Source organism: Paenibacillus turpanensis (assembly GCF_011421635.1).
Taxonomy (GTDB): domain Bacteria; phylum Bacillota; class Bacilli; order Paenibacillales; family YIM-B00363; genus Paenibacillus_AK; species Paenibacillus_AK turpanensis.
This window is the reverse complement of record NZ_WTLI01000015.1, coordinates 100127-123047: the sequence shown is the minus strand read 5'-3', so window position 1 is coordinate 123047 and position 22921 is coordinate 100127. Positions and strand designations below refer to the sequence as shown.

Genomic DNA, 22921 nt, shown 5'->3' with positions numbered 1-22921 from the left:
GCCCCTCTTTCTATTCCATTACGAATGGTGATTCGAAATCCTTTAACGCCGGAAAGCCTTCATCTCGTTCAGAGACGATCGGGTTGTCCGCAGGCCAATCAATCCCTGCCGTACGCCAATGAATTCCTTTATCATGGTCACGAGAATATTCACTAGAGACGTTATAGAGCATCACGCTGTTGTCCTCTAACGACAAGAAACCATGTGCAAACCCTATTGGGATCAAAAGCATTTCTTTATTTTCCCCAGATAGTTCGAAAAGCTGATGCTGCCCATATGTAGAAGTGCCTCTTCTTAAATCAACGACTACATCCAAAATTTTTCCTTGAATACAAGAAACTAGCTTTAAATGCTGACAGGGAGGAATCTGGAAATGAAGCCCTCTTAATACATTTTTATGTGAAATTGAATAAAACTGCTCGCGCAACTGAAAGTCAATACCATGGTGATTGAATTCGTAATGATGAAATGTCTTCACAAATTGACCTCTTGCATCATTGCTGCTTTTTGGCCTGATTAAGTAACAGCCCTCGAATATTGTCGGTAAAAATTCCATATTATCCACTCCAAAAAAGTCACATAAAGGACTGAGGTCCGATATGTGACTAGTTTTTATTTATTGCAGAAGCTATATATTTGTTTAATGACGTAGTCCAACATTGAATCCTGTAAGCCAGGATAAACGCCAATCCAAAATGTTTGATTCATGATTATATCCGTATTGGCTAGGTCTCCTGCCACACGATACCCTGTACCAGTTTCACGGAACTCGTCGAAGCATGGGTGCTTGATTAGATTACCAGCAAATAGCATACGGGTCTGAATTTTGCGCTCCTCCAGGTAGCTAACGATGGTATCCCTAGTAAACGGTGCGTCTTCTCTTACCGTTAATAAAAAACCAAACCAGCTAGGATCCGTATTTGGCGTTGCTTCTGGAAGAATAAAGTATTTTTCTAATGACTGAAGACCCTCCTTGAGCTTGTTCCAGTTTCGTTTTCTTGCATCGATAAACGATGAGATTTTTTCTAGTTGAGCACAACCAATCGCGGCCTGCATTTCCGTAACCTTCAAATTGTAACCAAAATGAGAATATACATACTTATGGTCATATCCAGGTGGCAGCTCGCCGAACGTTTGATCAAATCGTTTGCCGCACGTATTGTCCTTCCCTGAAGGGCACCAGCAATCCCGTCCCCAATCACGAAAGGACTCTACCAGTTTTTTTAATCTGGTGTTTTTCGTGTATACAGCCCCGCCTTCGCCCATTGTCATATGATGTGGAGGATAGAAGCTCGACGTGCCGAGATCGCCAATCGTGCCAGTGAAACGCCACTCTGAATTATAAAGAACCTTAGCCCCGAGAGCATCACAATTGTCTTCTACCAGCCACAGTCCATGCTTATCGCAGAAATCCTTTACTTTTTGCAGATCAAAAGGATTTCCGAGTGTGTGGGCAATCATGACCGCTTTCGTTTTATCCGATAAAGCAAGCTCTAGCCGCTCACAGTCAATATTGTATGTAGGCAATGTTACATCGACAAAAACAGGAATCGCTCCATATTGAATAATAGGGGCAACCGTTGTCGGGAAACCTGCGGCAACTGTGATTACTTCGTCTCCCTTGCGGATACGTCTGTCCCCCAAGGAAGGTGAAGTTAATGAACTAAATGCCAACAGATTTGCAGATGACCCGGAATTAGTCAACGAACAATGTTTAATCCCTAAGAAATTCGCAAATTCTTTCTCGAAACGATCCACATAATGGCCTGCGGTCAACCAGAATTCCAAGGAGGAATCAACTAAATTAACTAATTCACGTTCATCAAATACACGTCCTGCATATGTAATTCGATCACCCGGTTGGAACGGAACCGGTTTAAACTTTTTTTGATAATACAGCTTTGTTAATTCTAAAATTTTCTCTCGAAGCTGCTCTTCACCAATCTCATTTTCAGACAACGCACATCCTCCTTATTAACAACAAGTAACACCCTTAGTATCAGAAGATGGAGGCGAATTATTCCTTCGCCCCCTGTTTCCTCTTCACCAAACCTTCCAAGGAGCCTGTTGATTCATCCACAGCTCCTCAAGCTTATTCTTATCGCGAAGTGTATCCATAGGCTGCCAAAACCCGTAATGTTTAAATGCCTCCAGATCCCCCTGCGAGCTTAATAGCTCAAGAGGCTCTTTCTCCCAAATTGTTGAATCATTTTCTATTAGATTAACGACTTCCGGCTCCAGAACAAAAAATCCACCGTTAATCCAGCTGCCGTCGCCTTTCGGTTTTTCCATAAACGACCTTACTGAATTTTCGTTTATATCTAGCGCCCCGAATCTACCCGGGGGCTGAATTGCAGTAAGCGTCGCCTTTTTCCCGTGTGATTTGTGGTACTCAATTAATTCTGTAATATTCACATTGCTTAAGCCATCCCCATAGGTGAAGCAAAAGGTTTCATGCCCGAGATGATGACGAACTCGCTTGAGTCGTCCCCCAGTCATCGTCTCATCCCCCGTATCCACTAACGTGACTTTCCAAGGTTCCGAATTATTTTGATGAACCGCTACATGATTGGTCGTCATATCGATGGTCACATCAGACATATGGAGGAAGTAATTTGCAAAATATTCTTTAATTACATACCCTTTGTAACCTAAACAAATAATGAAGTCATTTAACCCGTAACTGGAGTAAATTTTCATAATATGCCATAAAATCGGTTTCCCGCCGATTTCAACCATCGGTTTTGGCTTTATTTGAGTTTCTTCGCTAAGCCTTGAGCCTAGGCCCCCTGCGAGTATAACAACTTTCATTGTGGCTCCCCCTTTATTGAACAATAAGCGCGATCAAATCCAAGGTATCCTGATCCTTCTCTTCGATTTGATTTAAATAAGACAGAGCGAGTTCACTTTCATTTGACTTGTAAAGAACGTAGCCAAGGTTGTACAGAGTGTCCGTGTCCTTCGGATTCAGGGAAAGCGCCCTGGTTAAGTAAACAAGCACTCTATCCGCTATATTATTAATGAAAAAGTGTACGGCTACTAGATTTAATAAATGTAACTCGGAATCTTCAAATTTCTGGACAGCGTTTAAAATCACATCATCATTAAATTGTAAGAGCTGATCCATTACCGCTACACTAGCCTCGCTATCTTTCTGGGCCATCTGCAAAAGCCGATAAACTACATCCACTTCCTTACCTGACAGTAAGCTCTGTGATTCTACTTCATACCCGGTAAGGAACGAATTAACCATTTTTACTAAATAATTCGTTACAAAATAACCATTCTGAAGCAGCGCTTGGGGAGTTCCTGATAATAAATTAATCCCAGTCAATACATCAGAAGGAATATGAGCTGCGACGGAAGGGGAATTATAGCCCCTTCCTTCCTTAATCACACCACCATAAATACCGTATTGAAACGGGATCTGCACGTTATATTCCTTCGAGAGACGCGCCGCCTCATCTTGAGGAGACACCGTTAGCTGTTTATAAATATCTCCCTTGCCGATCGATCTCGTATGCTTAACCGGAGCCGCATCAATAATACCGATCTCATGCTTCTCACACTGAAGAATTTGCGGCCACGCGTAATCCAACCCATATCCCGATTGGCTTTTCACAAAGGAATGCCAACACTCGCGAAGCGCCTCTCTCGAAAAAATGGGGGCCATAACTTCAACGAAATTGGTGTAGCGCAGCACAAAATTTTCATTTTCGATCGCGATCAAATGAGAGAAGTAAGAATCCTGTGTCAAGGCAGGCTGAGCCAGCTTAAGTTCATTATCCATAAACACTTGAAACATAGTTTGGATCGCGTAGGCGTTCGTGCTCAAGTCATCATCTGCAAACCAAACAGCATCATATTCGAAAATAGCTTCACCCATTTGGGAGATAATCTGATGCATCCTAGGCCATTTCGTGCCTTTTTTCTCCCAGCCGTAAAATTCGGATTCTCCTTTGTACTGCTCAGGCATTTCACCGTAATACTCTAGGTATAAATCGTAATTTTTGTATGAAGCCGGCTTTATCCATTGTCTATGGAGAGAGTTGTCCCCTACCCTTGATACCACGAGAAATCTCCAGTTCGGATTCGCCTTAAGCTCAACCGGGAAAGGTTGATAACTAACCTTCGAATGATTCATCTTCTTCCTAAATCCCCCATGTTATTTAAGATACCTTCGCCTTCACTTGATCCATTAATTGTATAATATCTTCATCCTTATCCTTGACTTGCTCCAAGTAGAACAAGGCTTTTTCGTATTCTTCGACGTTATACATGATCAACCCTAAGTTGTAGAGAGTATCGGCATGCCCATGATTCATCTCGTATGATTCGAGCAATGTCGGAAGAATATAACCGTATGCTCCTAATTTGTACATGTATGCAACAAGAGTATTTAGTACTTTCTGCGTATCTGCGGAAGTCGCCTGCACCGCGATGATTACCTGCTCCAGCGTAGTCTCTTCAGCATGAAGCGACTGGATAACTTCTGAGTAGAGCTCGTTATTTTTCTGTGCCTTGAAAAGCAGCCCTTCCAACCCTTCAGCCTTTTTCTCCGCCGCAATAATATATTGATAAACACGCATCTGATGAGAAACTTCAATATCTGCGATTTTGCTAAGTGCCTCAATCAGCTTCTCACTCTCATCAGTTGCAGGTAATTGAGTTGCAGAAAATTGCGCCTGGAAGCCTGCGTTATCGAACATTTTGACCAGTTCATGCTGCGTAAAGAATCTGAGATGTGTTCGATCCAGTATACCCGCTTCGGTATAGGTCCATTTGCCGTTCAGTAAATCTTTAAGCACCGAATAGTGCATGACATTCGGAATGCTGACCAGCAGCTTGCCGTCCGGCTTTAAGCATTTCTTGGCATATTCAATGACAGCCCATGGGTCATTGAGATGCTCCAATACATCCGCAAAAATAATATAGTCAAAATACTCGTCTGGGTAATTAAAGCCATGTTCAATGTTGGCCGAAGACACGCTGGCAAATTGGTTTGCAATGGCTGCGGACCCCGGATTCAGTTCAATTCCATACAGCTTCGTATTTTGATATTTATTTTTAATTGCAAGGAGTGTTGCGCCACATGCGCAACCGACCTCCAACACACGCATTCGTTTCTCTATAGGCTCTTGAATAAGCTGTATGATTTCGTTTCGAATAAAGGATGAGTAGCCGGAATTAAAGCCCCATTTTTCTTCAAATACCTTGCTGTTTTGTGAAATGACATTTCTGTACATCGCAATATCCTCAGAGAAGGATACACTTCCAAAGTGATGAATGAATACATTTTTACAAAGAAAGAGCTTATATCCCGCCTGTACAATACGGAATGACAAATCATCATCCTCGTAATTTCCTACACCAAAGCGTTCGTCAAAAAGCCCGACAACATCCAACACTTCACTCTTAATCAGCATACAAAACCCAATCAGCTTAATCCGTTGCTCCCAGAGGGACGAATCTTGCTTGTTGTAATCCTCGGCAAATGCATACATATCTTTCGTGTTCTTATACGGCACAGGAATGCTTTGATAGTAAGAACAGCTGTTGGATACAGGTCCAACTGCACCAATGTCCTCACTGCTGTCTAGACACTCAATTAGCAGATCCAACCAATTTTTCGTAACAAGGGTGTCATTGTTCAGGAATAAAATATAATCCCCTGTCGCGATTTCTGCACCCTGGTTACATGCTTTCGGGAAGCCGGCGTTGCCTTGATTAAAGATACATTTGATATCTTCCTGCATCTGGAGCCAGCTTACTGTATCATCCGTAGAGTTGTTATCTACGACAATGATCTCGTAAGTCCCAGGAGCGGTGTGCGCACGGATACTTTCAATACAAGCTTTAGTATACTGTAGCTTATTGTAGGTAACGAGGATAATGCTGGTCACTTTCGCTTGGTTTGCCTCTTCACATGTTGGAACCTTCCCGCTTTCCAAGACAGCCGCCCAATTTCTCTGCAACTCGGAATACTGAAGTGCCAGAGTCTCGCAATTTTCCAGCAAACTCTTCATCGGGTCTGCTTGCTTGTTGTTGCAATACTTTATCTCTAAGGAACCGCAAAAAGAGGTATCAATCGGCATCTTTAAAGAATCTGTACCTTTCGTATTCCCAGCGTACTCTACAGCATATTTCATCAGATCATCTTCCGACAAAACGCCATTCTGCTTATACTTCTCAAACATATACTGCCACTGGAAACCTTCACCCGGCTTGCGATCCGGTCTGCTTAAGGAATTGATCCAGCCGACAAGTACCTTGGACGTAATTTGTTCCACTGACCGTACAGGGTAGTGTGCAATCCGGAGATCACTAACTAGCTCAAACCTCATCGACGCTCGATCCTTGGCATCCACAACGACATCATGATTTCCCATGGCAATTCCAGCTTTATATCGGTCTCTTACCTTGCGAGAAATGATTACTTTAGGAAAAACATCGTACTCTTCTAATCGCGCTTCCGGCATCTTATGGGGAAGAAAAGAATTCTCTACATTCATATTTTTCGGAATGTAGGTTCTCCAGCGGGCGTAATAGACACAATCCTCATTCAGCTGCTCGAGGATTGTGCGGGGATTCCCTTGACCCGCTTGAATGAGGAACTCGTCAGCATCCAAAGGCACAATGAGATCAGGATTGAATTTTTGAAAGGTGTCGTTCATAATTGCTGTCATTTTCTTGTCTTGCGTGTACTCTGTGCTCGGGTCACTGTAGATATGGATCTGTAAGCCCTCATCTGCAAGCTTGTTTAATATCGACAAGGTCCCATCTGAGCTTCCGTTATCAACAATGACCATTCCATCAAAAATGTTACAGTGATATCGAACAAACGATTCTATTACATCAAGTTCGTTCTTTACCATACTAATCGAGTATATTTTCACAAGATAGTCCTCCGCAGACTTTAATATAGTTATGAAATATATATCGGCATATGGAATAAAGTATATTATGCAAAACGTTTCCCATAAAAAGAAAAAACAGCCTGAACAGGCTGTTTCATCTCTCTCCCACTAACTTTTGGTATTGCGAAATTTGAGAATGTGTAGTATTTCTCAGTGCCAATAAGTCCTTGTTCGTCTTGTACCAATTTGACGTCCATTCAACTGTTTCCGACAAATTTAAAACGGGCCTCCAGCCTATACGCCTCTTCGCTTTAGAGCTGTCCAGTCCAAGCCACTGCGCTTCGTATGGATTGTGGCCGACACCAACCCCCCCACGGTATTCCATGTTAAATTGACTATAAAACATTTTAACGAGCGTTTCGACCGTTACGAAGCTTTGATCGCCCGGTCCAAAATTCCAGGCCCCTGAAATCTCTCCTCCTTTTACATGCATCTCACGAGCGACGATCAGGTACCCGCTAATCGGCTCCAATACATGCTGCCAAGGTCGAACTGCGTTTGGATTGCGAATGACCACGGATTCGGGTCTACCGCTTGTAATCGACTTGATTAGGTCAGGTACAAGTCTATCTTTTGCCCAATCCCCACCTCCGATTACATTTCCCGCCCGGACTGTTGCCACATGGATGTTTTCATCTTTTAAAAAGGAATTATAATAGCTGCTTGTTAGAATATCCGCACATGCCTTACTGCTGCTATAAGGATCGAAGCCGCCTAACGGATCTGTCTCCACAAACTTTTTTCGCTCTCCAGTGTTTTCATAGCATTTATCACTTGTCACGCTAATGAATGTCCGAACACTTCCGCTTTGTCTTGCTGCTTCCAGCACATTCAAAGTCCCCATCACATTGGTTTGGTAAGTATCAAAGGGATTTTCATATGAATCCCGAACAAGCGCCTGTGCTGCCAAATGAAAAACGATTTCCGGTTTACAGACATTCATGACCTCAATCACTTTATCTCTATCACAAATATTACCGTAGATCGAATTTACAAGCTGATTCATTTTCAAGGCTTCGAACATATTTGGCTTTTGATCCGGATAAAGTGAAAAACCAATTACCTCAGCCCCCATCTGATGCAGCCATAGGGAAAGCCAGCTCCCCTTAAATCCGGTATGCCCCGTAACTAACACTTTTTTTCCATTCCAAAATGCGTTCATCGCAATAGCCCCTTTATTCGATAGCACATTGGCCTTCTAAAACAGTATTCCCTTATATAACGAAGAGTAGTATGAAATTTAACCTCTTTTGATAATATATCGGGATGCGGATTGATTTTGTGAATGGCAAAATCTAATTAACATTTCTTTTTAATGAATAAGTATAATAACAATCAGAGATTATGTCGAAAAAGTATATATACTGCAAAATCAGGGAGACCCTTTCTATGAATAAACTTATTTCGTTATGTATGATCGTAAAAAACGAGGAAAAAGTGCTGGACCGCTGCTTGAACAGCATTAAAGACTATGTAGATGAAATTATAATTGTCGATACCGGTTCAAAGGATGCAACAATCGACATTGCGAAGAAATATACGGATAAACTGTACAATTTCGAATGGATTAATGACTTCTCCGCCGCGAGAAATGAATCGCTGCGGTATGCTACGGGGAAATGGATTCTAGTATTGGATGCAGATGAATATATGGATCAAGCAGAAATCAAGGGTCTGCGCCAAGCGCTCCTGCAGCAAACCCCTGATCCAAATGTGGTTTATATGCTATCGATCATAAGCTTTTTAGGGGATCAAAAAAGTTCTACTACAACACAAGGCTTAGTAGGACGTGTATTCCCTAACCATTTGGGCTATAAGTACGTGCGCCCGCTTCACGAGCAAATCGTATGCTCCGAAGAAGGAAAGACCAAAAGCTCTAAGCTACCATTTAAGGTTTATCATTCTGGTTACACAAATGTGGCCTTGGATGAGAAGAATAAACACGATCGAAATATGGCCATCTTTGAGGAGATGAAAAAGAAGCAGAACCTTACTCCTTACGATCACTTTACGCTTGGCAATCAATATACCATGATGAATGAGCCGGATAAAGCGCTTGAGCACCACTTATCTGCACTGGAAAATGGCAATGAAAATGAGGTCTGGTATCGCTATAACTGCCTTTCGATTATGCAAAACTACATCAATAGCGGTCAGCAACTTAAAGCTTGGAACTTTTCAGAGCAATATTTTAAAGAATATTATTTATTTCCCGACCTTTTGTCCATGAAAGGACTTGTCTACCTTAATATTGGGCTTTCCAATAAAGCAAAAGAACTATTTCTTAAGGCTTTGGAGGTTTCCGAAGAGAAGGCTTCAAATAATGAGGATATCGCCCTTTTCAGCCAGGACCTCGGGACAAAATTCCCTCTTTGGCAGCTCGTCCATCTTTATGAACAGGAACAAAACTACAATCAATGCGTTTATTATTTAACTAAACTTATTTTAAGTAATGAACGCGATATTAAAGCTCAAATTAAGCTAACCGAGATTTTATCTTTAGTCGAAAGCACGGAAAGCATCGTTACATTTTTAGATAAATTACTAAAGGTTAACTCAAGCTCAGAAAAAATGGCTTCAACAGCAAGAATTGCAATCCTTCTAGGACTAGCGGAATTAGCCAAGTACTATGTTAACACAGGAAATCTGGAGTCTCGGTTAAACACGAAAGACTCCTTGCGTTATTCCCTACTTTGTAATAATCAAGAGAAATTTGAAGCCTTAGTCGGGCGCTTGTCAGAGGAAGAACAAAAGGATCCTATCGTTTTAAAGCTTCTGGTTGGCGGATCTCTCGTTTGGAACCGCTACGATTATCTGATAAAGGTAACACCCGAAATAAATAATGAGGGATACTCTTATTTCTGTCTTGCAGAAAAACTCTTATCCGACCAGGAATACTTACTGACTGAGCAGTATTATAATGAAGCCTTCGAATTATTGAGCGGCATTTATATTCTCGGCTATTACGATACTTACGACCAATTGTTATCTCGAATGGAGGTACCCGCCATTATTAATCAGTTAGCTAACTTTTTCTATTCTAAACATCAGCAGCAAACTGCCTTTGTATATCTAGAATATTTAGCTAATAACAATGAACTTAGTCCTCAAAATTGCAGTAATCTTGCTCAATATTTCGAAAATATAGGGGATACAGAACAATCGATTACGTATTTAGCAAAAGCATTAGAACTGCAACCAGATTGGACGAAAGGATACGTTCAACTATATAAACTAAGCGATGACCCCATACAGAAAAAGTCTTCCTTAGAAATCTTAAGTACAATCGATCCGTTATATAAATCACTACTTAATTAGTAGCTTACAAAGGTAGCCTCTCAGTAGCTACGTTAAAATTTCATTATTAGGGCGATCAATCCAGAAACAATGGAAAGATCGCCGTTTTTAATTCACAATATTCCCTTATCATAAACCACTTTCTATCTCTAAGTGTTACCCTTTATGAATAAAAAATCCCCTTTGATCAACAGTTCTGAGTTCAATTTACTTGAATCTCATCACTGCTCTATCAAAGGGGATAGTTTTTTACTATTCTCTTTTATCAAACATAATGCTCTCTGAAAGACCTGGTTGATTGTATCCTTTACGTTGACGTTTTGAATTCTGTATACGAACTAATCCCTGCTCAGCCTCATCCTTTAAGAGTTTCATTCTTTGGAAAACCAAATCTTCATATGGTTTTATTTTTGACAAAATATTTTTTTCAGAGGCGCTAAGCACATACCCCGCCTCTAAATTGTTTACTACTTCTTGTCTCAAGTCAATAAGAAGCAAGTAATCTTCGAATCCATGCTCACTACTATTGGCAAGAGTAATGGTCATAGAAAGAATAGATTGAAGAATCTCTTCCATGCTATGATTCACTTGTCTTTGGTCCTTGTTTCAATGCTACATGCCAAGTATCCCTCAACTCTGTTAGATGATTCAAAACCTCTTCAGCAAACGATAATTCCTTCTTTATATTCGATTGAATGAGACGATAAATCATGTACTCGTAAATGGAAAGTAGATTCTTTGAAATCGGATAAGTAAAGTCAAGAGATGCAACTAATTCATGTAAGATGGTTTGGGCCTTTTGCAAATTAATATTTGCTTTTGCAATGTTTCTCTCCGCTATTCCTTCAATGCCTAGTTTTACAAAACGGATTGCACCATCGTAGAGCATGATAATTAATTGACCACGAGAAGCCGTTTGTACGGAAGATTGTTGGTATTTCTGAAGCGGTGAGTAAGCCATGAAGTAATCTCTCCTCTTTCAATTCTTAGGAACCAAATAAACTAGACGACTGGGCACTATATCTGTTCATTGCAGTTTCCATAGCAGTGAATTGCTTGTAATAGTTTGTTTCGATAATGGTCATGCGTCTAGCCATATCCGAAATTCTTAAATCTAGCGATCGAAGCTGTTCTCCCATAGAACTAGAGGCTATAAAAGCTGTAGTTGAATCTGTACTGTATCTCGATGTACCCGCCTTCTTCGCTAGTTCATCAAGTGCAGTGCTTAACGAATTCGACAACCGGTTAAACAACCCATTATCGGGATTTGTAGGACTAGTCTTTACTGTTGGGTCAGTTGATGTCGTTTGTTGAGTAAAGTATGCCATTACTTTATCCGGATCAGCCTCAATCGCCGCACGAAGCTTGGCTTCGTCCTGAATAACGAGTTTCCCCCGATCCTGCCACTGGCCGGTTGCAATCCCCAAGTCATTCATGTGTACGGCTTGTCCATCAACGGTAACACTGGTCACTGATGCGAGCCTCATGTTGCTTACGAGGGAAGTTAATGTTGAATCTCGACGCAGCAGGCCGCTCTTTGCCTTCCCTTCCCACAGCTCGATCTCACTTTCCTTCATATCTTCCTTCTGTTCAGAAGTAAGCGGGGTGAAGGATCGGTATCGTTCTTCATTCAGTTTTTTATTCACCGTATCGAAAATGTCATTGTAATCCTTAATAAAGGATTTGATTGTATCCACAATCTTATCCACGTTGGAGTTCACCGTAATTGTGCTCGCAGTGCCGCCCGTGGAAGCTGTCGTTGCATTTAGCGTAATTTCGACGCCATTTTCCGTAAAGGTGTTTGTTTTCCGAGTTGTTGCAAGTCCATTGATCGTCAGCTGAGCGTCAGATCCCGTGTGGCTACTGGTGAGATCGAAGTTCGCTAAAAAGTCTCCGGAAACCGTAATTCCTGTTCCACCACCAGTTGTCTTCGAAGATAAGGATAGACGCCCCGTCGTGCTGTCTAAAAATGCATTTACATTTGCCGTGCTGTTATTATTTATTGTAGAGATAACCGAGCTAAGGGAATCTGCCTCATTGACGGTAATGGTTGAGGTTACCCCGTTATTTGTTACATCGAACGAAACATTACCACTCGCATCCGCTGTGTAGTTGATTTGTCCTGCGGCCTTAAGGGCCGAAAGCGATTTGGTGGAGTCTACTGCCCCGATCCCATCTGTAGTCCCTGCTCCGCTTCGCAAATAAGCTGCAGTCGCTAACGAGGACACTTCAACGGTCATCGTACCCGCTACCGCATTTGCTGTCGTTTTCGCAGAGACAGCTGAGGTGTTACCTGAAACCGTCGCTTGTTTTGCGCTTATCGATGAAGTCAATCCGTAGTTAAATAGCTTATTATTTCGAAAATCGACCAGCTTAATATTTACATCGCGATACTGGTCCCGCTGCCATTCCATCGTCGTCTTCTTTTGGTTTAATTTATCGAGCGGAACGCGCCTTGCTTTCATCAACTCGCTAACCATACTGTCAATATCCAAGCCCGATACGAATCCTGATATTCTCATCACTATCAATCACCCCTTATACTTTTTCATCGACTAAAATCCCAGCAATCTCCATCATCTTTGCGACAAGATCTAATGTTTTCTCCGGGGGGATTTCCCGGATTACTTCCCCGGTTTCCTTATTCAGAACCTTTACTACAATGGCATGAGTTTGTTCATGGTAAGACATTTCAAAAGCAGTCGAAGGTCCCTCCAATGCCTTAATCGCTCTATCGATTGCTTTCACCAGTTGTCCTTCACCGATGGATAAAGGCACTCCCTGTTCCTGAAGCCGTTTAACTTCAAGCCCACTTTTCACCACTCTGGATGTCGATTCGTAGTTTGCTGACGGTGCAACTCCGCTGCTTATCTTTGAAACAGAGGAGTAAGTGGGGGTATTGAATCCTGAGGTACCCGAAGACTGTACGCTCACATCAATCACTCCGCCCTTATATATGATATATAGATTATATCGACGTCCTCAGCAGAAAACTTTAGACATTCCATGAAAATGTATTATAAAAAAAGAGACCCTGATAAAAACAGGATCTCTTTCTAGTAAACCGGTATCGATTAACGCAGAAGCGACAGAACGCCTTGTGGAGCGGAGTTCGCTTGTGCAAGCATCGATTGCGAAGATTGGAGCAAGATTTGGTTCTTTGTAAGTTCCACCATTTCCTTCGCCATATCTGTGTCGCGAATACGGGATTCAGCTGCAGTCAAATTCTCAACTGTAGTGCCCAGATTGTTGGAAGTGTACTCCAGACGGTTTTGAAGAGCACCGAGCTTCGCGCGCTCTGTAGCAACCGCTTCGATAGCAGTTTCAACACTACTCAGACCGGATCCACTAGTCAAACCAACAAAGCTAGTAGTTGTGATTGCACCAATTGAAATCGATTGTGATGCATCGTTCGATTGAATGGATGCACCTGCAGTAATTGTGATGCCGTTGAATTTTGTGTCAGACATGATCAAGTCAATCTGGTCACCTAGAGCTTCTAATTCGGTATTGATGTTAGCTTTATCTGTGTCGGAATACGTACCGTTCAATTCTTGAACGTTCAGCTCTTTCATACGAGTCAGCATGGCGCTTACTTCGTTCAATGCGCCTTCTGCTGTTTGTACGAAGGAAATACCATCTTGAACGTTACGTTGAGCTTGCTCAAGACCACGGATTTGACCGCGCATCTTCTCGGAAACTGCAAGACCTGCAGCGTCGTCAGCCGCACGGTTAATGCGAAGACCGGAAGAGAGCTTCTCCATGTTCTTGCTTGTTGCATTGTTGTTCAAAGACATGTTGCGGTGGTTGTTCAAAGCTGTGATGTTGTGATTAATACGCATGTTAAATTTCCTCCTTGAAATTAGGTAAGTTCCACATCCATGTGGTTATCGCCGGACTCAGGTCGGCCGCCCTGATTGGCTATATTATATATATCGGCAGAGTTAACGATTTGTTTATAGCAATCTACAACTTTTTTTTCATTAATTTTAGCTGATTCGCCAGCTGCCCTATGTTCACCTGAATACCTGCCGCTTCCTGGTTTGTTTCTTTAATCGAGGAAAGCAGCTCCTTTCGGACGATTTGAACTTCTTTTGGCGCTGAGATGCCGATTTTAACCGTCTCTCCATCGACTTCGAGTACCGTGATTTCGATATTGTCTTGAATGACTATGGTTTGCCCCTTTTTCCGCGATAGCACCAGCATCGTATTCGCCCCTTTCTATTTCTCAACCACAGCCGGGAAAAGGCGGTGACGTGTCGTATATTCGGTATTCGTCAGAATGATCTGTTTCCCTTGGCGCGTATCCACTTGAAGCACAATCGGCGCGACGAGATTCGTCGTTGCGTTATCCAGCTCACCCCGAATCGATACAATGGTCCGCACGATAATTTGCTCAGGTCCCTCGATTTGCAGCTGCTTTACATCGCTTTCCGATAAGTGAAAGTCATAGTCCGGGAAGTATTCAAACGGGTCAACTATAATGAAGGAAAGTTCGCCGTTATCAATGGATTGCAAATAAGAGAACGGTTCATGATCCTCAACTGTAATTACGGTAAAATAACGTTGATCCTCAAATCCGGGAATACCCTCTTTAAACTCAATAATAGCCTCATCACTGACATCAATTTCACCAAAACGGCTTGTATCCAGCTTCATATTCTCTCCTCCTGAATGAAATAGGAAAAGCTATAAGCGATTCCTACGCCTATAGCCTCTTACACAATCGTATTAATAACCGGCGGTGTGACTGTCACCGACGGATACTGCTTCATATACGTTTCCACTGAGCCGCGATGATACGTAATCTGCGGGCGATGCACTTGAATATTCACATCGCGCTTGCCTACTTCAACCTGCATATTTAAATCATTCGGCGTGTACTCAAACGATATATTCGCGGGAGATGCAGGTCCGTATACCTGAAGGTCCGGCGGCCCTTCGATAAACTCATCAAGAGCCATTTCGGCCTGCGGGTTTCCCTGTACTCTCAAATCGCCGACTCGATTGCCCTTTTCGACAATTTGGATTAAATTTTGCTGCGCCACTTCTTTATATTGCGAGTAGAGCCGCTGCCAGAAGGCTTCCGGCTTGCCGCCCGTTAAGGCGTTTTCGGTTAAGCTTTGATCAATCCGCAGCTGTCCCGGCCGATTATTCGCAGTAACGACAGTAGGAGAGGATTCGACTTGAACGTCTGGCTTAGGGCGTTCAATTTCATAATGCCCTCGCGTAGTTCGAATATCAATTAAACCTCGCTGTGACTGAATGGATAACTGTGGAACCACTCAGTTCCCTCCTTTTCCGCAACTACTTCAGAAAATCGACCAGTGACGGAGTAATAATTTTCGCACCTACCGATAAAGCGGCCTGGTAGACGTTTTCATTCACTTTGGACTGAATGATGAGCTCTTCGTAGTCCGCATCCTCGGTCTTCGATTGCAGCGATGTCAAATTGTAGTTCAAATCCTCTAAACGCTGCTGCATCAGCTCAATCCGGTTTACGCGAGCCCCGATCTCCGCTTGCTGCGTCAACACTTTGTTCATGCGGGTTTCCAGAAGAGGAAGCTGTGCACTTACTTTGTCGTACTCGCCTGCCACCAACTCCGTAACCAACTGATCTACAATATTAAAAATATTGTCATCTTCATTTTTATCTGCCGGCGTTCCCGGAGGCGGATACCCGAAAACATCATTACCGTTCAAATTGACGGATAATTCGACGCCGCTATTGATCACATATTCAATTTTTCCGGTATCGGTAATCGCCTTCTTCACATCTGTGGAAGGATCGTACGGCTTTTTGTCAGTAAATTGACCGTTAAAAATATATTTCCCTTTAAATTGGCTGTTGGCAATATCAATCAACTGATCTTTTAATTCTTTGATTTCTCCTGCAATGTTATTCAAAGCTACATCAGGGTTCGTCCCGTTCGAGCCTTGAACCGCCAACTCTTTGATACGCTTCAAGACATCGCTCGTTTGCGTAAGCACCGTATCGGTGAATTCCAGCTGGGAGCTGGCCGAATCAACATTCGTCTGATATCTCTCATTAATAGAGATATCACTGCGATAACGCAAAGCATACGTGATACCTACCGGGTCATCGGAGGGACGGTTAATCATCCGACCGGTCGACATTTTCTCCTGTAGTCCTTGCATTGTGCGAAGATTCGTATTGATATTACGAAGCAATTGATTTGTCATCGTTCCTTGGGTTACACGGCCCAGCATATCGTTATCCTCACCTTCTTAAACGGGAGCCTTATCTTATCTTCCTACGACACCCATCCCATTAATGATCTTATCTAAAATCTCATCGACCGATGTCATGACCCGTGCCGCTGCATTGTACGCATGCTGAAACTTGATCATGTTCGACATTTCTTCATCTAAGGAAACGCCGCTTACAGACTGACGACGGGAATCTACCTGATCAACAACGAGCTTAGCATTATCCGCTTGTCGCTGCGCTTCCTCGGTTTGCACACCGAGCTGTCCAACCACGGAGCGGAAATAGTCACTGATCGTTCCTTGAACGTTTCCTCCGCCAACCGTAGAGAAGTCAATTTTCGTATCATTGAACTGCGAAATGAGCAGCGCTAGATCCTTGTTCCCTTTGACAACCTTCTCTGTGGTCCCATCCATCGTCGTTCTCATGGAAGAAGCAATATAGGATTCGTCACTCAAGATATCCGCGCTTACTTGAATATTTCCAGCCGTAAGAACTCCCCCATTGCTTGCAACGAAGAAGTTTCCTGCTTGTTGAGCCTGATCACCAACCATCGTATAACCAAGCTTATGAAGAGCATTGAAGCCTTGAACCGTAACAGGTAAATCATTGGCTAGCGTTCTGTCCTTTACGGTGCCTTGATACGGAACTCCATTGAGTGTTGTGCCATCCGGAATAACGGCTCCTGCCGGAAGCGTTACCGTTATCTCTCCATTAGCCAATCCGTTAACCAACGTGTTCAGTTGATTCTGATAATCCGTGACATACACATCACGCGATCGAAACATGCCATGAATTTCGCCGCCGATAAGGGTACCGGATTCATAGTTGTCTTGCAGTCCGTCCACGGTAACCTCAGTCGCCTGCTGCCCATTCACTACGTTGACTCCGGCCAAAGTAACCTGATAGCCGCCCTGTGCTTCCTGCACGTTCACATTGGCAATTTTCGAAAGCTGGTCCACCAAAAGATCTCGTTGGTCACGCAAGTCGTTTGCGTTGTCGCCTAGTCCTTCAATACGAATAATTTGTCCGTTTAAATTCGCAATCGTGGAGGTTATCGTATTAATCTGCGACGTTTTTACCTCGATATTTTCGCTAATGTCGGTTTTTAGATCTTCAAGCTGTTTGCTCGTCTGATTAAAAGCGTCGGTTAAAGCTGCTGCTGTTTCCCGAACCAGTTTTCTGGCGGTAATATCTTCTGGCGATTCGCTTAAGTCATGCCATGCTTTCCAGAACTTATCGATAACTTTATTCAATCCAGCTTCCGACGGTTCATTAACGATCGTCTCCAGCTTTTCTAGCGTATCCAGTTGAATCGACCAGCTGCCATAGGTCTTATTTTCATTGCGGAATTGCGCGTCCAAAAACTGCTCGCGGACACGAGTAATCGAGCTGTATTCGACACCCGTTCCGATCTGCCCGGGAGCATTCGAACGCATTAGCCCTACGGCTTCCATTGGACGGGAAGCAACCATGTTTACCGTCTGTCTCGAGTAACCCTCCGTATTGGAGTTTGCGATGTTATTCCCTGTCGTGCTAAGAGCAGCCTGCTGGGTAAAAAGGCTGCGCTTGGCTGTTTCCAGGTTGTGGAACGTTGATCTCATGAATACGCCTCCTATCGAAAAGCTTACGCTTTCGTGTCAAAATAGCTGTTCCGCTTATAGCCGCCCGCTTGCTGCTGCGGATGTTGGTATACGCTATCATCCTCCGCTCCTATTAGGAGGTTTAACGTGTAATCTATAAAAGCAAGAGAATTCCGAGCCAGCTCTTGATTCACCTGATTCGCCCTTTGGAGCTGACCTAATACGACGGCGAGTTCCTGTTGGGCATCAAGCAGCGCCTGCTTATCCTCCGCTTTAAACACAATTCGCGAAAGATCGCTCACCGTCACAGCAGGATCCGGTTTGTAGCCTTTTCCCACCAAGAACCTACCAATTTCAAAAACACGTTTCTGCTCCAGCTCCGCGATTTGCTTCACCAGCTTGGATTCCTTAATAACAAGTCCGTTTAACTGATCAACCTGATTGTTGATCAGGGTTTCTTTTTTCAACTGAGCTATATCGAGCAAACTTTGATGAATGTCCTTCATATCTCGCAGCACTTGGATTAATTCCTGGATCGCCAAAGTCATTCATCCTCTTTTCTTCATAGCATTACTTAAAGTAAGGATACAGCTTATCTGCTAGTTTATAAGCATCCACCTGATAAGTGCCGCTGGAAATTTGGTCCTTCAGCTTCTCCAGCTTTTCTGTATTCGAGGCATTGCCCAGCATTTCTTTCGCTTCCGCTGAAATCTGGACTTCATCCCTCTTCCCTTTCTTCATATCGGACGCAGATGTCTGCCCAACGTTTGATTTCCTATAAGGGTTTACACCGTTAATTCGCGAGGAATCATTAATTCTCATCGTCGTCACCTCATATCTTGCGATTCAATTAAAAAACCGATAATAGTCTATAACTATTATCGGCACGTTGCGGTCTAATGTTTAGCCCTCTCAGCGACCTTGGCCGTCATTTGTCATTTATATTATAGTTACTGCGCTTATCCTGCTGCTGCTTGAGCGCCTGCTCCCGCTTCTCGTCTTCGCTTAAATGACGCACATCGCGACTGAGCTTCTTCCGGCAATCATCACACAAGTGGCCTTCACGAATGGAAATGCCGCAGGATTCACAGGGAATGCTCATATTCGGCATATTCATAATGGAGATGCGGCCTTCGCGAATAAACTTCACAATCTGCCGAACCGGCACTTCCGTCTCATCACTCACCTGCTGAATCCCGGCGCCCCGGTTCTCACGCAGATACTTGGATACGACCTCGTACATTTTATCGATATCCTTTACACAAGCTGGACAAACGTCGTGAAAAGGATTCTTCGCATACACTCGTCCGCAACGGCTGCAATTGCCTATATTCATACTCATCGCGGGGACACCCCTTCTATTTAGTCTTTGTAATCCTAGTTTACTTTATAACCACAAAGCTTGTATATCTTGTAAAATAGTGATCCTCTCACCGCGCCCAGGTCAACCCGTACACGTCCACACCAAGCTGTGACCTTAGCAAACCGGCACATTGCTGCATGGTGCTCCCCGTCGTGTAAACGTCATCAATCAGGATGATCGGGGGAATCAGTTGATGCAGCTCCTTCACTCGGTTCCGCGACGCTGACTGACTTGTCATTAGACGTGACCGTACCATCGCTTGAAACTGGCGGGCGCCTTCCGAGTCCATCGCGAAGGCAAGCTCCATATCCCGCAGACGGTCTCCGCGGCTTTTCATACTTTGTTTATCGGTATGCCGCACCCGTTTTATTAGAGGGAAAACGTCCATTTTCATTGATTTCCCTAAGCCCGCAGCCATTCGCTCAGCCTGGTTAAATCCCCGCTCCTGCAGCCGCTCTTCACTCACTGGCACAAAGGTAAGGACAGGCTTGCTAACCGCTGCACCCTCTCTCTCCATCGCCTCCAGGAGCAGATGATATGCGTGATGCAGCATCCCGTAAAATACCGGCTCGAGCCTTTCCATCCCACGGTACTTATACAGCCCCAGCCACTCCTTCATTTCGCCGTCGTAACGAACCGCCCCCCGATTCCTATGATAATGAAACGTCACGCCAGCCCGGGCACAATCCGGACAACATTCCCCCCGGCCGCAGCGTTCACACTGCACCTCATGAATCCAAGGGATCCGCGTAAAGCACGCCGGACAAAGCAGCTGATCTAATACAGAGTGTCGCAGCACATCCGGACGGCCGCTGCCTGCTGCATCAGCACCGCACACACGGCACGGAATGGGCTTCGTTCCGAGCCATTGGAGCACTTGCTCCCAGCGTTCCAGCAGGAAGCTGCCACTCATCCTTGCTCCTCCTTTCCCCGTAAAAAGCCGTTCTTCTTTGCAAGCTTATTCATCGTGCATATTTGCTGAATCGCACCGCGCTGCCCTCGGGTTCGATCCGCTCCGACAAAGACGACATAGCCCGCAGGGTCCTGTGCCGACCGCCCCGCTCGTCCCGCCATCTGCACCAACGCAGCCTCATCAAATAAGGAGGAATGCGCATCGAAAATATAGACATCCGACATCGGCACCGTCACCCCCCGTTCCAAAATTGTCGTTGTGACCAGAATGCGGATCTCCTTCTGCCGAAACGCCTGTACCTTGGCGCTTCGTTCTGCATCGACAGATGCCGTGCCCTCGATACGCACGGAAGGGAAATTCCGTTCCAACAGCCGCTTTACCGGTTCCACTACTCTAATTTCGGGCACAAACACAAACAGCTGCGCCCCGCGGTCTACCGATCGGCGCATGCGATCCGCCAGCTTCCGGGACAGCTTGCCCCGCTTCAGCATGCTGCTGATCCCCTCCGGCCCGATCCACACGGGCACCGGCAGCGGATGGCGGTGATACCGCACCGGCACCTTCACATGCGCAAGCGCTCCCTGGCGCATTTGGCGCCTCAGCTCCGGCGGAGGCGTCGCCGTCAGCAGCAGCATCCGGCCCTCCGGCCGCAGCGAACGCAGCACGGCATGATGCAGCATGGCATCGCCGTGATATGGAAAGGCATCGATTTCATCGATGATGCCTAAATCAAAAGCCTGCGAGAAGCGCAGCAGCTGGTGAGTCGTGGCGAGCGTAATCTCTCCGCTTTCCCATCGCTCCTCGCTTCCGCCGTAAAGCGTCACTACCCTTCGTGACGGAAAAGCCTTCTTAATCCGCGGCATAAGCTCGATAACGACATCCCGTCTCGGCGTACCTATGAGCACCCTTCCGCCGCGAGCAAGCTCATCATCGATGAGCGGGAAAATCATTTCCGTCTTTCCCGCTCCGGTAACCGCCCAGATGAGAAAGCGGCGATCCTCCTTCCTGCTTCTGCCTTGCCAAGACTGGCGCAAAAAGCACATGCCCTCTTTGGCTGCCGCCTCCTGCGCAGGACTCAGCCCCCACGAATCCAGCGGCTGCGCACTGCAGCTCTCTCCTTCGTCACTTGGCATCCCCGTTCCTGTGCCCTCCACCAGTACCGAACAAAGACGAACCCGCCCCATCGTCAAGCACGCCTCACAATAAGGGCACTCCGCCTCACAAGTCGGGCACCATGTAAAATGGAGCTTGTCCATCCCGCTTCCACATCTTCGGCACCGGAAGCTCCAGCCCTTGGTCTTACTGCCTCCAAGCCCGAAGAGCCAGCCTCGGCCCTTCTCTTCAGCCAGCTCCAGGCCGTTCAAGCTTCTCAGCTCCCCCCTTAGCGAAGCCTTCTCCAGCATGACCTCGACTGGGATCTCCAGCTCCACACCGCAAGCGGATAGAAAAGACATTAGCTCCTCCATCAGCAGCGACCTGCCCCCTACCAACTCTGATAACTCACCCGATGCCACATTCACTCCGAACCTCGAAAGCCCGCCAGCATCAATGCCAACCCCCCCTTCACGGTACCGCCGATCCATGTCCCGATCCAGCAGTACACGGCGCAATTTCCACTCCCTTGCCGCTTGCGGTAAAGGAACCCCCCTCTGTTCCAGCTGCTGAACGGCCCGGCCCAGCCTTCCGTGCTTCTCAAGCGCTTCACTCAGTAATACAGCCTGCCCAAACGATACTGCCGCAGGAAGCAGCACTACCTCCTTTACCCCCTTTTCCACCAAAAATGCCACCGTGCTCGCCCAATGCAGCGACACTCTCCAAGATCCAGAGCTCTCGGCTCCTTTCCCGTTACCAACGCCATAGACGACCGCCTTCATCACTACGCCCCCTTCCAAGCCATTTTCAGAAGTATCTCACATCTCCCCAATACAGCTGTTATCCCTCTCCTCATTCATTCCTTCGATACCACCCCGCCCAAATTCTTCACTCTCCCACTCCCTGATCGACAAGCCGTATACACCCCTACACCCCCAGAAACGCAAAACACCGCTCTCCACAGAAATAAGGAATCCCCTACCTGTGAAGAGCGGCGCATGCTTTGCGTCCGTCATCATATTTACTTATGCATTTCCCTGGCTGCTCCCTTGCCGCCTCCGCCCTTGCAAGCGATTCCATTCCGGCTTTCACCGACGCTCCAGAACGCTTACCAAGCCGCCGATCGCTGAAGGGACTCACCTTGGGACAGACGCGTAATGACGACATCTTTTCGACCTTCGTAAGCCGCCGCCACCGTCTCGACATCCTCTTCATTCCGCATCCGGCGCACCTCCACCGTCTGAAGAATACTCCGCTTCTCAATAATCGAGAGTGTGTCATCCTCGGAAGCAGCATCCAAAATCGTTACCTTGACATCCGTACCATGCATCCACGACCAACAGGTCAACAGACGCAGCACCCATTCTATCGAGCTTTGATTATTATGTGTAACAAGGATGTAGTGCGGCACTCGTTCCTCTCCCCGGCTGCGAGCGTGTATCCAGTGCACCCATGCGACACACAACCCATATACGCCGACAATGACTAACAAACTCTCCACCATGCGGCAAACCTCCTCTGGTGCGG

The 22921-nt window shown here is 45.3% G+C and carries 23 protein-coding genes; 1 reads left to right on the top strand and 22 read right to left on the bottom strand.

Annotated features, from left to right (window positions below):
- Positions 1 to 10: 10 nt before the first annotated feature.
- The 6 genes from rfbC to rfbG all read right to left on the bottom strand — a co-directional run bounded on the left by rfbC (position 11) and on the right by rfbG (position 8079).
- Complete coding sequence (rfbC, locus tag GQS10_RS15190; protein ID WP_166243654.1) at positions 11 to 556, bottom strand: dTDP-4-dehydrorhamnose 3,5-epimerase; 546 nt, start codon at positions 554 to 556, stop codon at positions 11 to 13.
- Positions 557 to 612: 56 nt separating this feature from the next.
- Complete coding sequence (rfbH, locus tag GQS10_RS15185; protein ID WP_166243652.1) at positions 613 to 1959, bottom strand: lipopolysaccharide biosynthesis protein RfbH; 1347 nt, start codon at positions 1957 to 1959, stop codon at positions 613 to 615.
- A gap of 84 nt (positions 1960 to 2043) precedes the next feature.
- A complete protein-coding gene (gene rfbF / locus GQS10_RS15180) occupies positions 2044 to 2811 on the bottom strand; it encodes a glucose-1-phosphate cytidylyltransferase (protein WP_166243650.1) in 768 nt (255 codons plus the stop codon).
- 13 nt (positions 2812 to 2824) lie between these two features.
- A complete protein-coding gene (locus GQS10_RS15175; protein ID WP_166243648.1) occupies positions 2825 to 4144 on the bottom strand; it encodes a DUF707 domain-containing protein in 1320 nt (439 codons plus the stop codon).
- A 25-nt stretch (positions 4145 to 4169) separates the two neighbouring features.
- On the bottom strand, positions 4170 to 6875 hold the full coding sequence (locus tag GQS10_RS15170; RefSeq protein WP_166243647.1) for a glycosyltransferase: 2706 nt from the start codon (positions 6873 to 6875) through the stop codon (positions 4170 to 4172).
- Positions 6876 to 7011: 136 nt separating this feature from the next.
- On the bottom strand, positions 7012 to 8079 hold the full coding sequence (rfbG, locus tag GQS10_RS15165; protein ID WP_166243645.1) for a CDP-glucose 4,6-dehydratase: 1068 nt from the start codon (positions 8077 to 8079) through the stop codon (positions 7012 to 7014).
- A 227-nt stretch (positions 8080 to 8306) separates the two neighbouring features.
- On the opposite strand from rfbG, the gene GQS10_RS15160 reads away from it, so the two are divergent.
- Entirely contained in the window at positions 8307 to 10235 is a 1929-nt protein-coding gene (locus GQS10_RS15160; RefSeq protein ID WP_166243643.1) for a tetratricopeptide repeat-containing glycosyltransferase family 2 protein, read from the top strand.
- Positions 10236 to 10466: 231 nt separating this feature from the next.
- On the opposite strand, the gene GQS10_RS15155 is transcribed toward GQS10_RS15160, so the two are convergent.
- From GQS10_RS15155 to GQS10_RS15080, 16 genes are all read right to left on the bottom strand, one after another.
- Positions 10467 to 10790 carry a hypothetical protein gene (locus tag GQS10_RS15155; RefSeq protein WP_166243641.1) on the bottom strand — a complete coding sequence of 108 codons (324 nt, stop codon included), beginning with the start codon at positions 10788 to 10790 and terminating at the stop codon, positions 10467 to 10469.
- Position 10791: 1 nt separating this feature from the next.
- On the bottom strand, positions 10792 to 11175 hold the full coding sequence (gene fliS / locus GQS10_RS15150) for a flagellar export chaperone FliS (protein WP_166243639.1): 384 nt from the start codon (positions 11173 to 11175) through the stop codon (positions 10792 to 10794).
- A gap of 25 nt (positions 11176 to 11200) precedes the next feature.
- Positions 11201 to 12736, bottom strand: coding sequence for a flagellar filament capping protein FliD (gene fliD / locus GQS10_RS15145; protein ID WP_243735195.1), 1536 nt, complete (start codon positions 12734 to 12736; stop codon positions 11201 to 11203).
- A gap of 16 nt (positions 12737 to 12752) precedes the next feature.
- Positions 12753 to 13148, bottom strand: coding sequence for a flagellar protein FlaG (locus tag GQS10_RS22950; protein ID WP_341805077.1), 396 nt, complete (start codon positions 13146 to 13148; stop codon positions 12753 to 12755).
- A gap of 140 nt (positions 13149 to 13288) precedes the next feature.
- Positions 13289 to 14056, bottom strand: coding sequence for a flagellin N-terminal helical domain-containing protein (locus GQS10_RS15135; RefSeq protein ID WP_166243635.1), 768 nt, complete (start codon positions 14054 to 14056; stop codon positions 13289 to 13291).
- Positions 14057 to 14180: 124 nt separating this feature from the next.
- Positions 14181 to 14420, bottom strand: a complete 240-nt coding sequence (gene csrA / locus GQS10_RS15130) for a carbon storage regulator CsrA (protein WP_166243633.1) — start codon at positions 14418 to 14420, stop codon at positions 14181 to 14183.
- 15 nt (positions 14421 to 14435) lie between these two features.
- On the bottom strand, positions 14436 to 14873 hold the full coding sequence (gene fliW / locus GQS10_RS15125) for a flagellar assembly protein FliW (protein WP_166243631.1): 438 nt from the start codon (positions 14871 to 14873) through the stop codon (positions 14436 to 14438).
- A gap of 59 nt (positions 14874 to 14932) precedes the next feature.
- Complete coding sequence (locus tag GQS10_RS15120; protein WP_166243629.1) at positions 14933 to 15499, bottom strand: DUF6470 family protein; 567 nt, start codon at positions 15497 to 15499, stop codon at positions 14933 to 14935.
- Positions 15500 to 15521: 22 nt separating this feature from the next.
- Positions 15522 to 16445 (bottom strand): flagellar hook-associated protein FlgL, encoded by a 924-nt coding sequence (gene flgL / locus GQS10_RS15115; RefSeq protein ID WP_166243627.1) that lies wholly within the window; start codon positions 16443 to 16445, stop codon positions 15522 to 15524.
- Between the two features lie 36 nt (positions 16446 to 16481).
- A complete protein-coding gene (gene flgK, locus GQS10_RS15110) occupies positions 16482 to 18047 on the bottom strand; it encodes a flagellar hook-associated protein FlgK (RefSeq protein WP_166243625.1) in 1566 nt (521 codons plus the stop codon).
- Positions 18048 to 18070: 23 nt separating this feature from the next.
- Positions 18071 to 18568: a flagellar protein FlgN gene (locus GQS10_RS15105; RefSeq protein WP_166243623.1), complete on the bottom strand. Its 498-nt coding sequence runs from the start codon at positions 18566 to 18568 to the stop codon at positions 18071 to 18073.
- A gap of 28 nt (positions 18569 to 18596) precedes the next feature.
- Entirely contained in the window at positions 18597 to 18848 is a 252-nt protein-coding gene (gene flgM, locus GQS10_RS15100) for a flagellar biosynthesis anti-sigma factor FlgM (protein ID WP_166243621.1), read from the bottom strand.
- Between the two features lie 106 nt (positions 18849 to 18954).
- A complete protein-coding gene (locus GQS10_RS15095; RefSeq protein WP_166243619.1) occupies positions 18955 to 19368 on the bottom strand; it encodes a TIGR03826 family flagellar region protein in 414 nt (137 codons plus the stop codon).
- 88 nt (positions 19369 to 19456) lie between these two features.
- Positions 19457 to 20302 carry a ComF family protein gene (locus GQS10_RS15090; RefSeq protein ID WP_166243617.1) on the bottom strand — a complete coding sequence of 282 codons (846 nt, stop codon included), beginning with the start codon at positions 20300 to 20302 and terminating at the stop codon, positions 19457 to 19459.
- On the bottom strand, positions 20299 to 22176 hold the full coding sequence (locus GQS10_RS15085; protein WP_166243615.1) for an ATP-dependent helicase ComFA: 1878 nt from the start codon (positions 22174 to 22176) through the stop codon (positions 20299 to 20301). The genes GQS10_RS15090 and GQS10_RS15085 overlap by 4 nt, the downstream gene beginning before the upstream one ends.
- A 326-nt stretch (positions 22177 to 22502) precedes the next feature.
- Positions 22503 to 22898, bottom strand: coding sequence for a hypothetical protein (locus tag GQS10_RS15080; RefSeq protein WP_166243613.1), 396 nt, complete (start codon positions 22896 to 22898; stop codon positions 22503 to 22505).
- Positions 22899 to 22921: the final 23 nt, after the last annotated feature.